This is a genomic window from Chitinophaga sp. (assembly GCF_039596135.1).
Lineage (GTDB): Bacteria > Bacteroidota > Bacteroidia > Chitinophagales > Chitinophagaceae > Chitinophaga.
On the sequence record NZ_JBCNKH010000023.1, the window covers coordinates 1 to 13,591 of the forward strand.

The 13,591-nt window shown below is 44.0% G+C and carries 9 protein-coding genes; 6 read left to right on the plus strand and 3 right to left on the minus strand.

Features of this window, described 5'->3' with window-relative positions; all coding sequences use genetic code 11:
• Together ABDW16_RS15095 and ABDW16_RS15100 are read right to left on the minus strand one after the other, a co-directional pair.
• Window positions 1-2,356, minus strand: a 2,356-nt coding sequence (locus ABDW16_RS15095) for a condensation domain-containing protein (protein ID WP_343670786.1), incomplete at its 3' end; no start/stop codon positions are given.
• Window positions 2,353-4,365 carry an AMP-binding protein gene (locus ABDW16_RS15100; RefSeq protein WP_343670788.1) on the minus strand — a complete coding sequence of 671 codons (2,013 nt, stop codon included), beginning with the start codon at window positions 4,363-4,365 and terminating at the stop codon, window positions 2,353-2,355. The genes ABDW16_RS15095 and ABDW16_RS15100, both read right to left, overlap by 4 nt.
• Window positions 4,366-5,227: 862 nt before the next feature.
• On the opposite strand from ABDW16_RS15100, the gene ABDW16_RS15105 reads away from it, so the two are divergent.
• The 3 genes from ABDW16_RS15105 (at window position 5,228) to ABDW16_RS15115 (ending at window position 8,726) form a co-directional block, all read left to right on the plus strand.
• Entirely contained in the window at window positions 5,228-6,439 is a 1,212-nt protein-coding gene (locus ABDW16_RS15105) for an OmpA family protein (protein WP_343670789.1), read from the plus strand.
• A gap of 231 nt (window positions 6,440-6,670) precedes the next feature.
• A complete protein-coding gene (locus ABDW16_RS15110; protein ID WP_343670790.1) occupies window positions 6,671-7,699 on the plus strand; it encodes a sterol desaturase family protein in 1,029 nt (342 codons plus the stop codon).
• Window positions 7,680-8,726, plus strand: coding sequence for a 6-bladed beta-propeller (locus tag ABDW16_RS15115; RefSeq protein WP_343670791.1), 1,047 nt, complete (start codon window positions 7,680-7,682; stop codon window positions 8,724-8,726). Before ABDW16_RS15110 ends, ABDW16_RS15115 begins: the two co-directional genes overlap by 20 nt.
• Window positions 8,727-8,738: 12 nt before the next feature.
• On the opposite strand, the gene ABDW16_RS15120 is transcribed toward ABDW16_RS15115, so the two are convergent.
• Window positions 8,739-9,623 (minus strand): PhzF family phenazine biosynthesis protein, encoded by an 885-nt coding sequence (locus tag ABDW16_RS15120; protein ID WP_343670793.1) that lies wholly within the window; start codon window positions 9,621-9,623, stop codon window positions 8,739-8,741.
• A gap of 98 nt (window positions 9,624-9,721) precedes the next feature.
• Between ABDW16_RS15120 and ABDW16_RS15125 the strand changes: the two genes are divergently transcribed.
• The 3 genes from ABDW16_RS15125 (at window position 9,722) to ABDW16_RS15135 (ending at window position 13,590) form a co-directional block, all read left to right on the plus strand.
• Window positions 9,722-10,084 carry a helix-turn-helix domain-containing protein gene (locus ABDW16_RS15125; RefSeq protein ID WP_343670795.1) on the plus strand — a complete coding sequence of 121 codons (363 nt, stop codon included), beginning with the start codon at window positions 9,722-9,724 and terminating at the stop codon, window positions 10,082-10,084.
• 131 nt (window positions 10,085-10,215) lie between these two features.
• Entirely contained in the window at window positions 10,216-11,427 is a 1,212-nt protein-coding gene (locus tag ABDW16_RS15130; protein ID WP_343670797.1) for an alginate lyase family protein, read from the plus strand.
• A 438-nt stretch (window positions 11,428-11,865) separates the two neighbouring features.
• On the plus strand, window positions 11,866-13,590 hold the full coding sequence (locus ABDW16_RS15135; RefSeq protein ID WP_343670798.1) for a hypothetical protein: 1,725 nt from the start codon (window positions 11,866-11,868) through the stop codon (window positions 13,588-13,590).
• Window position 13,591: the final 1 nt, after the last annotated feature.

A 13,591-nucleotide genomic window follows, 5' to 3' on the forward strand; every position in this document is an offset into this window, starting at 1 on the left:
CTATCCCTGCCAGATCAAGCTGTCTCACCACCGCCGGCGGCACAGGCTCTCCGGCCATATTTAATACCCGCACCCTGCTTAGGTCAGCCCTCTCACTCAGCAAATGGCTCACCACGCTGGGAACTGTGTTCAGCAATAACAACCGCGTACTATCCAGGTATTGCGGTATATCCAACGCACTTGACAACAGGCGTAACTGCCGCCCGCTCATCAGCGTATAAAAAATCTCAAATACAGAAAGATCAAAACAAATAGAAGTAACACCCAATACCACCTCGTACGCTTCTACAAACTCCTCCCGGCACCATTCCATAAACGCCCGCACATTGCCATGCGTAATCATCACCCCCTTGGGGCGACCGGTAGACCCGGAGGTATAAATAACATATGCCAGGTCTTCCGGCTTCCTGCTGATCAATATATTCTCTCCTGCATATTCATCTGCCACATATAAAAATTGCTGCAATTCCCTTATATCCAACAGCACCTTACACCGGCTGTCATCCAGTATGTAAGCAATTCTTTCTTCAGGATATGCAGGATCAATAGGTACATACGCTCCTCCTGCCTTCAATACCGCCAGCAGTGATATAATCATCCATTCATTCCGCTCCTGCCGTATGCCCACCAGGTCGTCTGCGGTTATATGATAAACATCCCGCAGATAATTGGCCAACCTGTTAGCCAGTTCATTTATCTGGTTATAAGTGAATGACCGGCCCTCATATAACAATGCGGTGGCAGCAGGTGTACGCAATACCTGGTCTTCGATCAGGTCCACCACTGTTTTATCCCCTTCCAGCAATACATCGGTATCGTTGAATGTGTGCAGCAGCAAATGTTTCTCTTCCGCAATCTCAACAGCTCTTATTTTTATCTCCGGCTGCGCAAGCACCTGCCGGATAATATATTGGTAAGCACGATAGAACGAAACAATATTTTCTTTGGTAAAAACACGTGTAGCATATTCCACCTCCACGTAAAACCTGTTATCCGGATCATTCCCTAAATTAAAAGTCAGGTCGAACTTAGATGGTGCTTTCCGATGAATGACTTCCACATCACCATACAGGTAGCGGTCCAGCTGATCCAGCACCAGCTCATTTCCCCATGCAATTCTTCCTTCTCCCCACGCCGTATCCTGCAGTACCAGCATCACATCAAACAATGGATTCCTTGCCGGATCCCACTGAAAAGGCAGTGCTTCTGCCATCCGGGAAAAAGGATATTCCTGGTGGGCAAAAGCCTGTGCATCTGCAGCACTCACGTTGCGCAGCATCGCCGTAAACGGTTCTTCTGCATCTATCTTATACGACAGCGGCAGCGTATTCACATATAACCCTATCTGCTGCAACAGCTCTCCATGAATACGGCCCGCCACGGGTGAACCCATTACCACCTTATCATGGCCGGATAATTTATGTAACAGTACCGTTAATGCTGCCCTGAAAAATGTAAATGGAGTACAGCTATGCTGCTTACAAAATGCAAGCACTACAGGGTAAAAATCTACCCCCGGAAAAAACTTTGCAATACTACCTTCAAATGAGCGCACAGCCGGCCTGTTCAGGTCTGCCGGCAATACCATGGGCGTAACGCCATCGGCAAACTGCCCTTGCCAAAACAATGCTGATTTCTCTGTGATACGTTGCTCTAACCAGGCAGCGCAATCTTTATATTGCAAGTGCGTGGACAACGGTCTCCCATTATAATGCTGCATCACTTCCTGCAGGAAAACTTTTATAGACCATCCATCACTTACTATATGATGCATGGCTATCAGCAAGGCATATTCATCTGGTGCCACCTGTAGCAGCTCCACCTGCAGTAAAGGTCCTTTTTCCAAATCAAAAGGCTGGTGGCTCAGTTCTTCTATCCGTCCTATCAGGTAATCACGCGGTGATGCAGAAATATCCTCCACACTGATAGCAAAAGAAGTCGTATCATTAATGATCTGACACAGTACCCCATCCACTTCCCTAAATACCGTACGCAGGCTTTCATGCCGTGCTACAACCTGCTGAAAAGCTTTGTTCAGCTGCACTGCGTCCACCTTCCCTTTCAAATGCAGACTGGTGACAATATTATAGGCGCCAACAGCACCATCCAGCTGCTGCAATACCCAAAGGCTGCGCTGTGCATCAGTGGCAGGGTAATGAGGCTGCAACGGCAACGGCTGTATCTTACCATTATCCTGTTTAAGCAGTGCAATCAACTCTTCCTTATGGTTCCTTACCAGCTCCACAAGTGCAGCCGGCAAATCGCCTGTCTGGCCAGTCAGCTGTAACTGATCGCCGGCCAGCCGAAGATTAACTTTATAAGACTTTAGTGTAGCAATGATTTCAGGGGTCTTCATATCATAATTTCTTTACCCGACGCAGTGGCATCTCCCGTTTTCAACCATGTCAGTGCTTCAATAGTCATGCATAGTTCTGACAATGTATTGTGCTGGTGTATTTTAGTTGCATCCAGGTGAACAGACAATTCTTCATTAATAGTGTTGATCATCTCCATAGCACGCAGGGAGTCTATACCCAGCGATGTAAGATCGGTGTTGGCATCAGGCAGTACAGAAAACCGCTCCCCGGTTTTATCTGCAATCATATCAGCTATATACAGCAGAATGTGATCATAAGAAGGTGTTTCCAGCAACTGCTCCAGCAGTGAGCTGTTTCTGCCCGCAGCAGGGGTGGCGCTTGCCAGTAGTGATTTTGCTGCCACAACTTTAAATAACTGCTGCTCGTAAAACTGTTTACATCTCACACGTTGCAGCTTTCCACTGGTTGTTCTCGGAATACCCAAAGGTGTTGTGAGCACAATATCATGCGGCGATACCCCCAATTCACCAGCTACCGTTCTGTCTATAGCAGCAATCATAGCAGGAGCATCGTAATGATTGATAAATGCACGTTTGATCTCGGCTACCACCACAATCTGGTTATCATCACCCACTGCAAATACGGCTACGCCATTTGTCTCAATCATTGCCGAACATGCTACCACACATTCTTCAACATCATAAGGATAGATGTTTTTACCTCTTACAATCAGCATTTCTTTCACCCGCCCATGTACATACAACTCCCCTTTATACATAAATCCAAGGTCCCCCGTGCGGAGGTATTGCGCATGAAACAAAGTTGAATTATCCCGGTTCCAGTAGCCACTGGTCACACTTTCGCCGGCTATACATATTTCACCTTCTTCCAGCTCACCACATTCACGCTGTTCGGTAAGAGACACTATTTTAACATACATCCCTTTTGCAGGCTTACCGGAACTCACCACCGCTTTCGCATCTTCACCAGCAACAGTCAATTCAATCCGGCCCTTTTCACAGGCCTCCTTGTCTATATGAAGAATGACTGGTGCAGGAGCACTTTTAACGGCAGATACCAGTAACGTAGCTTCTGCCATACCGTAACAGGGCATATATGCATGCCCGCTGAATCCCGACACGCGAAAATGATCGCTGAACCGCTGTAAGGTAGCAGCATGCAAAGGCTCAGCACCATTGTAGGCTACTTTCCACGAAGAGAGATCCAGTGTAGCCGCTTCTTCAGAGGTGATTCTTTCTACACAAAGATCATATGCAAAGTTGGGACCTCCACTATGTGTGACTTTATATTTTGCAATATTTTCCAGCCAGGCCAATGGTCGTTGCATAAAGTGTAGGGGAGACATGAGTATACAGGTACAGCCGGTATATATCGTTTGCAACACATTTCCAATCAGGCCCATATCATGATGAAAAGGAAGCCATGATAACACTATCGTATCTTCATCGGTACCAAATGTCTCCTTTATTAATTGCTCATTGTGCAATAAATTTCTACCGCTTACAATCACGCCCTTGGGCACCCCCACCGATCCGGAAGTGTATTGTAAAAATGCAATGTTGGTAGTAACAGGCGGGAAATCTGCACCCGGTAAATCTTTGCTATCAGTCGGCAATAACAGTACCCCTTGTGGCAGTTCTTCAGTCAGCAATGGTAGCGTATCCTCCGTACAAAGTATTGTATTGGCCTGTGTGTCAGCAAGGATGCCATTGATTCTTGACAACTGTTTACGCCCTTTTGCAAAAGGCACAGGAACAGCAATCACGCCTGCATACTGACAGGCAAGAAAGGCAATAATAAACGATCGCATGTCCTGATAAATCATCAGAACCATTTTGTCTTTTAACTGCTGCTGATGTAACAGGTTGGCTACCTGTTTTACGCATGTTTCCAGCTCTCCGTAGGTGGTGGTGCGAGGTTCTTCCTCTTCAATACTGAGAATAACAAATGCAGCCTTTTCAGGATAGGCTTTACTGTTCGCGATAAGGAAACTGCTTACATTGGCATCCGTTTTTTTCATGCTCATTGGAACCATGTAGTAGTTATAATTTGAGTTAACTAAGAATATTGAAGACATACAAATCCCGCTCAGTCTACTATTGTAAACTGATGTCCTTTTTTAAAATTCATGTTAAAGGAAGTGCTGCTTCAATACCTATTTCTGTATCTAAATTGTGAAATGCATAATAATAAGGTTTTATAGTTCGCTTGATCGTTGGTTTGGTGGAACTTATATTTTGAAGGAACTCACGGCATACCCCATCCCCTGCAGCATTGGTGGCTTTGCAAAGTAAGGATATACTATAAATAATTGTTCGTCTATAGGCGTCAAAGGTTAACCAGTCGTGTCAGATCAGTAATACATTTAGATTTTATTTGAATAATGAGAAAAAAGTCATTCATCGAATTATCTACCCCTCCGCATTCCCCCTACATGGCTATCCCCTGTATGTTTCACGGAATGTCCCATCCCTCCTGGGTTCTTATGAATTATCTGTTTGGAGCCTGATATTTGTGGTAAGTGTCGGGTTACTCAATTTTTCGGGTTCTCTTGGTGCTATCAGACACAGAGCAAAAATATATTCTTTGTTCTTAACTACAAAAAAAAATCGCGAAGAAACATTTTGTTAATAATAGACGTAGAGTATCAGGACCAAAACTATTTCAGACAACTCATCTTTCAGTTATTACAAATGAATATTATGCATGTCTGAATTTTTTCATAAAATGCTTTCCCTATTATTGATTGAAATAACACAGGCGATCGTATATGAAATACCGCAATTGGAAGATTTTACAGTGCACCATAAACAGGTGAGATAAAAATAATCAGGCATTTTGATAAACCTTTTACTAAACATGGTGTTAACTACTTAAAAATCAAAACCATGTCATTTAATTTATTAGAAGTAGCGAAAAACTATTTATCCAGCGAGTTTGTTTCCAAAACAGCCAGTTCGCTTGGTGAAAGTGAAAGTGGGGTGGAAAAAGCCCTGAGCGGAGCATTACCGGCCATAATTTCAGGCCTTATCAGTAAAGTACAGGGAGGCTCCGGCGGCCTTATTGGTTTGATTAAGAACGGCGTCTCCAACACTTCCGGCGCAAACATACTACAGCAGATTTTTGGAGAAAAAACAGAAACGATTACCCAAACCCTGGCAGGATTTGCAGGTATTAAAAGCAGTTCAGCCAGTTCTATATTGCAATCAGCTGCACCGGCAGCTGTTACCGCTGCAAGCACTTATGCCAGGGATAACCACCTGGATACACAGGGTATCATTTCCTTCCTGGGCGACCAGAAAAATTTTATTACCAATGCTATACCCGCCGGGCTTGGCATTACCGGACTGTTAAGCAGCCTGGGACCGATAGGTAGTAAGATCTCGGATGCGGTTTCGGGCAGCGCTCACTTTCCCCGCAGCAAAACCATCGGTGGCAACAAATGGCTGCCTGTTATATTGGTGCTTGCCGTTGTCCTGCTAGCCTGGTATTTGTTTAAAGGTGGCTGTAATAAACCTGATACTACCGTTGCCGTTAGTAACGACTCTACTATAGCTGTTGATAAAACAGCGGTTACTCTTCCGGAAGGCAAGGTAGACTCCCTCACCGGCGATTACGTTTATAATACAGGCGCCCCTATTACCATTCAACTACCAAATAATGCCGGCACACTGAATGTAGGGGAACAAAGTACAGAAGCAGCTTTATTCAGGTTCTTATCTGACAACAGTCTTCATGTAGATACTGCCAAAGGCAACTGGTTTAACTTTACGGGAGTGAGCTTTAAAACAGGTGGTGCTACCATTACAGATGCCTCACTGACCCAATTACATAACCTGGCTTTAATTATGAAAGCCTTCCCTGGTGCCACCTTTAAAATAGGAGGCTACACCGATAACACCGGCGACTCGGCCAATAACGTAACACTATCGCAAAAAAGAGCCGAAGCTGTTGCCGCCAAACTCAGTGCAGAAGGTGTTAAAGCAGGACAAATAACCAGTACTGCAGGCTATGGGCCACTTTACCCCGTAGGTGATAATAGTACACCGGAAGGTCGTGCCATCAACCGCAGGGTAGCAGTGAATGTAAAATCGAAATAGCAACAAGGTATTTTTCTGGTAGCAGCATGACCTTCTGCTACCGTACATTGGCAAGAGCCTGTATCTTACCTGATACAGGCTCTTTTTATTTTGATATAGATACCATACATACTCCACACTATGTATGTAGCCTATGTTTGAAGTTTTTCATAATTCTGTCAGGATCTCCTTCAACCATATACAATTAATAAATTAATTAGTAGTTTTCCCTCAACCAATAAATATCCACGTATGGGTTTGCTCCACACATTGTACAATGAAGTGATCGGCTTCATGGGACTCAATGCCCTGCTTGAAATGTACCATACCGGCAATTATAGCGCACTGCTGACTTTAAATGGTATATTAGGCGCCATATCCCCGGTCCTTCCTTTCCTGTTATTAATTGAAATAACACGGGCACTCGTCTATAAGCGTTTTAAGATAGAAGACTATCGGATGCCTTTTTTAATCTTTGTCGTCAACCGCGTCATCGGTCGCTTTCTCTCTATTGCAGCGATTGCGTTCTGTATTGGTGTATTTGAAAAATATGCCATTTTTAAAACCACCTTTACCTGGTATTGGCTCATCTACGGTTATATCGTATGGGAATTCGGACACTTCCTGTATCATTATTGGGGGCACAGGGTCCGCTTGTTCTGGTGCCTGCATGCCACGCATCATATGCCCCAGACAATGAACCTCTCTGTAAGCTATGCGCATTTTTTCCTGGAAGGCGCTTATGCAGATGTGATCCGCACCACGGTATGTATACTGGCAGGAGTCAACCCGCCCCTGCTGTTCTTCATTATGTTCATCGATGGTTTCTGGGGTGGCTTTATCCATGTAGGAGAAAACATCCTCAAAAACGGGCGACTGGGATTTCTGAACAAATGGATCCTGACACCGTCTCACCACCGGGTACATCATGCAAAGAACCCACTATACATGGATACTAATTTTTGTAACCTGTTAAACATATGGGACAGGGTATTTGGCACTTTTCAATACGAAGATCCTAAAGAGCCTATTGAATACGGAGTAACCCGGAATGTAAACAACCGTAATTTCTTTGACGTGTACTTCGGCGAATTCTATTACCTGGCACTGGATGTATGGAAAGCGCCCGGTATCATGAATAAAATCCGCTACATCTTTATGCCTCCGGGGTGGAGCCATACCGGTGATCACAAAACCGCCGTCGTTGTAAAACGCGCTTACCTTGAATCGTTAAAAAAATCACCTTCTACAACCACGCTATATGAAACACAGGATCAATAATTCCCGCAGACAGTTTATTCGCAATGCATCGTTATCGCTGGGCGGCATCTGGCTGGCCAACGGACTTTTTGCCCGTGATAAAGGACCTGTATACGGCCACAATCATGTTCAATACACTCTTGATACCACATGGAGTAAATGTAACCCACAGCAATACCCGGTCAATGATTGCCATGAAATGGTGCAGGATAAAAAAGGACGTATTTTTCTGCTTACCAACGAAACGAAAAACAATATACTAATTTACGATACGAAAGGTCAATTACTCGACAGCTGGGGACACGCATTTCCTGGTGCACACGGACTAACCATTCATGATGAAAACGGCACCGAATTCCTCTACATCACAGATACAGTAAAACACCAGGTATATAAGACTACCTTAAGTGGCCAGATCCTGCTTACTATCGACGCGCCAATTGAGAACGGCTTATATAAGCAGGCAGAGAAATTTGTGCCCACAGAAACAACGATTGCGGCCAACGGAGATATTTTCATTGCAGACGGTTATGGAGAACAGTACATCTTACATTATAACAGCAAAGGGCATTTACTAAACTATTTCGGTGGCCGTGGCGAAGGAGATGAACACCTGGATAATGCACATGGCATATTGCTGGACCCACGCAGCAAAGATGGATCACTCCTGGTCACAGACCGGACACGTAATTGTTTTAAGCGCTTTTCTCAGGAAGGGAAATTACAGGATATCATACGCCTGCCCGGTGCCTGTGTATGCCGGCCGGTAGTGCAGGGCGACCTGCTATATGCAGCAGTGCTCCGCTCTCCTGATATGAATAAAGAAGGGAGTGGATTTGTAACCATACTAGACCGGGATAATAAAGTGGTGAGCAATATAGGAGGTAGCGAGCCGATATATAAAGATGGACAGCTGCAACCCATGTACCAGACAGATAAAATCTTTGTGCACCCGCATGATGTATGTGTAGACAGGGATCACAATTTATATGTGGCACAATGGGCGGCCGGTAAGGTGTATCCTTATAAATTGAAGCGGGTATCCTGATTTTTTTAATTTTCACAAATAAATCTTTCCTTCCATCACAATTGTCGATGAACCACTCACCCATATTCCATCCTCAACAACGTTGACACGAATAGTGGATGGATGTTCCACATATTTTCCCTGCAGTATCAGGTAATCATACTCTTTTTTGATATAACCAAGCATTTCAAGATATCCGGCTAACGGCCCCGCAGCGGTGCCCGTAGCCGGATCTTCATCAATTCCGATACCCGGGTTAAAAAATCTTGTCTCCGCTATGTACTTTTGATCGGAACGCTGAGTCGTAAATAAATAATACCCTTCGAAATGAAATTTCTCCGATATCTTTTTCAGTAATGATTTATTTGACACCGCTTTTTCAAGTGACTCCAGGTCCTTTACAGGTACCATTAAATGCGGAACCTCCGTCTGAACAATATTAATTCCAAAATTATTCAGCGCAAGTTCATCGATACTTAACCCCACCGCTTCAGCAATTTCCCCGGCAGGAACCGTTCCGATTATTTTAGCCTGACTTTGCTTCATCGCAACATAAGGCAACCCGGCTTCCGTCGTTATTTTTAAAGGCACTTTGACGTCTCCTATTAATACCCAGGGCGCCTCTCCCTGGTTTTTGAAAATATCCCATTTCTTTAACAGCGCGAGGCAGACGGCCCCAAGAAGATTATGCCCCGCGCCTGCCACCTCAAATCTGGCTGGCGTAAATGACCTGACTTTGAAAACATTTTCTGCTGTCGAATAAGTTACAAACGAGGTTTCCGAATAACCAAACTCCCGGGAAATATCATGGTATTGTTCCATATCGAGCTCATGATCAATATACACTACAGATAGCTGGTTACCTTTATATCGCTGGTCAGTAAAAACATCCAGTACATAATAATCAAGTGTCTTCATTTCCTTATTTGTTATTGGCCAAAATTAGAGATTAATAGTTTACTTTTATTATGGGTTAATCAGGAGTAACCAGTAACCTATGGTTAACCTACTTTCAAATGAAAAATCAGGACAAACAGGAATTAACATGCGAGCAGGAACTGAACGCAATACGCGACAGTTTTGAAATTTTAGGGGGCAAATGGAAATTAAGAATAATGCGCCATTTAAATAACCATGTCAATGAAACAAATACCTTCAAAAAAATTCAACGTGAGGTAGAAGGCATATCTGCAAAAATGCTATCGAAAGAACTACAGGACCTGGAAATCAACTTACTGGTAACCCGCACAGTCATGGATACACGGCCAGTGACAGTCAGCTACGCTATCACACCCTACGGACGGGAAGTTTTCCCGGTTGTGGAAATTTTGATCAACTGGGGCGTCAACCACCGTGAAAAAATAAAGCAAAATCTCTGATACTTCCAGGTGTTTTCACAATTTTAATATTACTATTTAATTGTATTTATTAATTTAGCCGTATTAAAATGGGATAATCGACATTTCCCATAGCATCTTATTCAGTGAACAACCGAAAAACCTGGAATCTTATGAAGAAAAGCCTGTCAGTGTTAATCTGTGCACTTACTTTATTCGTAGCTGTCGCATGTAAAAAAGATGGAGAATCAACAACCGCTCCATTACCTATCAATGACCATGACACTGCATTCGTACATCCGGGTCTGTTAAGCACACAGACCTCATTTGACCGTATGAAGGCAAAAGTAGCTGCCGGCGCCGAGCCCTGGCTGTCCGGATGGAATCTATTGACTGCCAATGCCCATTCCTCACTCACCTGGAGCACTAACCCTGTATCAATCGTATACAGAGGCAGCGATGGGGTGCACGATGAGAATTATTCCCTGTTGTACAACGATGTAGCAGCAGCATATGCTACCGCTCTGAGATGGAAGGTTTCGGGAGATGACGCCTATGCAAAGAAGTCTATTTCAATTATGAATGCCTGGTCTTCCAGTCTTACAAGGCTTGCTGGCTCCAACGACTCTATACTGGCAGCCGGCCTGTATGGTTATGAATTTGCCAATGCAGGAGAAATCATGAGGAGCTATAAAGGCTGGAGTGCATCTGACCTTGCCCGCTTTCAGCGAATGATGCTAAAAGTATTTTACACAGTAAATCATACCTTCCTTACAAGAAAGGAGAAATGTATGTCTCATTACTATGCCAACTGGGATCTATGCAACATGTGTTCCGTATTGGCGATAGGAGTACTCTGCGATGACAGGGATATCTATAACGAGGCAATCAGTTACTTTAAATATGGCCCCGGCAATGGCGCTATTGGGAATGCAGTCTATTATATCCATCCTGACGGATCTGGTCAATGGCAGGAAAGCGGCCGGGATCAGGGCCATACCATGCTGGGGGTTGCACTGATGGGCGCATTCTGTGAAATGGCATGGAGCCAGGGTGACGATATGTATGGCTATGATGATAACCGTTTTCTTAAAGGAGCAGAATATATAGCAAAATATAACCTGATGGAAGATGTTCCATTTGTAACCTATTCCAATTGTGTAGGAGTATCCCAAACCGTGATCAGCGATGCATCACGGGGTAACACACGCCCTGTATGGGAACTGGTATACAACCACTATGTAAAACGTAAAGGCTTGTCTGCACCATACAGTACCCGGTATGCAGAGCAAGTAAGACCAGAAGGTGGCGGAGGTAACTATGGTTCCGGCTCCGGCGGATACGATCAGTTAGGATATGGTACATTGACATGTACACTGGAATAACATTAAAAAACACCGGTCATAAAAGACCGGTGTTTTTTTTATATTGAAAGAGCATCATATTACTAAATACCCCAATAATAACCAACTCACAATAAATACTTTATGCGTAAAATATTTGTTACTATGCATGAAATAACGTTACCTTTATGACAACGAAGAACTAATACTTACAACTCAAAATACCAAACTACCACACACGTAAATCTAAACAAACAACAATCATCTTTTTCTGCATTGTTCCGGATTGGGATTTGATCAGCATGTAATGCACCTTTATTATTTTGTTACAGGCAGGCATAACATTTATGCATGAAAGAACTATTGTGTCCTTGAAAACCAGCCCTCCTGTATTATTTAATGACATCCATAAATATACGCCGGCAAAAAACCGGTTCGTATTACTATTCCCATATTCCTCACATTTAAAACTACCAGACTATGGAACAAGAAACCCTTGTCTCCCAGCAGGAGACGACCAGTGTAAAGGATAACGGATTTAGATTTAAAACCCCTGCAGATGTTCAGGACCTCCAGGACCAACCAGCCAAACAGGCATTGTTGAATAACCTCTGGCATAGAAATCTTACCGGTTTCACGCATCAGGCTATTCTTGGTAATCCTTATACACAGGTCTATTCAGATCATTCTATCGATTACATTGACCCTACGCAGGACGATGCGGGTCCATGGAGCCCCGCACCTATTGAATGGTCCCCTTTTCCAGGCAGAATAAGAGGATATTTTCAGTTTAATGATCCTGATACTTACTACAGGCTGGCAGACACCGGTTACCAGGATGCGAACGAGACTATTTCTTTCCCTCCTGTTCCTGCCGATCCATGTAATAAAGCAGATACCGATACCAAACCCTTTGGACCATACGGCCCCAGAGGCTGGCAGGATGAATACTGTGAATGGGCGGTGATCCGGAACGCTAATAACAAGATCACCCGCATTGACTTTACCTGCGAGAACCCTGAGTATTTTTATAGTTTGTGGCAGATAGATCCGGATAGAGTTGCAGAAATTTATTCGAACACGCTGGACAAGACAGTGCGCAAAGAAGATCTTTACCTGACAGATCCAAATACCAAACAGGTAATAATCGACCCTTCCACAGGTTTGCCTGCATACAATCCCCTGAATGCTTTCAATTCCGGACCTAAAGCAACTACTACCAGCGGAGGCGCCATGCACCTGACCAGTACCCCGAATACGCTGCAGACCGAAATTGGCCTGGCCAGCCTGGCTACCATTCTGAGAGAAAAAAATTACGGGAACTTTAATGATCTGTGCTGCTGCTCACAGTATGGACAGGTAAACAGGAATAGCGATCCTAATATTGGTGGAAAGATTAATACCATTGTAAAGAACAATGATGGGATCAGTAACCAGGTAACGCTGAAGAACCCTCCGGGTTTATATATACAAATGCCCGACCTCAGCCTTTTCGAAGTGCCTTCAGGTTACAAGATCCAGGATTTCCTCCATGTAAGAAGAGGCCATCAGGCACAGTCAAATGGTGGTGGCACAGTAGATGATTATATCCTGCATCTTACCCTGGAAGTACCGGCCTCCACCAATCTTACTGTTTATGATATCAAGATCAATGGTAAAAATATTGATTGGGCAGGACAGGTAGCAGAAACCTTCACCATGAGGATCATGGGTGAGTATCGTGCGGGCACGAAAAAATCGCCTAAAAGTCCATGTGCAGACGATGCTACAAACATGCTTCCACAGCCATTGCAGTTGTTCCATGAGGATGTATTCAAAGCAATGATCAACACTACGATAAAAAATCCTGTTGGTCAGGATATTCCTTTGTTAAGCAACAGTTCTTATGTTCCTCCCGTGCTCACAAGAGGGCAGAGTTATCCAATGGTGCTCACAATGGGTTATCTGCTCGATCCCGACCAGTATGGGTCTCCGGTTATCAGGATTAAGAACGCTTTCACTTTCCGTGTCAGTGTTACGAAGCCGCCTGAAAAAATATATTATGCTACGCCCGGTAACTCTTATCCTTCAGAAGCATGGGCGCTGTACTTGAATGTACATCCAAATCCTGATATAGACCTCAATGAGGAATATAAAATCCTTGTCACATACCCTGCATTAAACTATGACGGTGTTGAATGGCCTTACATTTTAAATCTTAAATAAT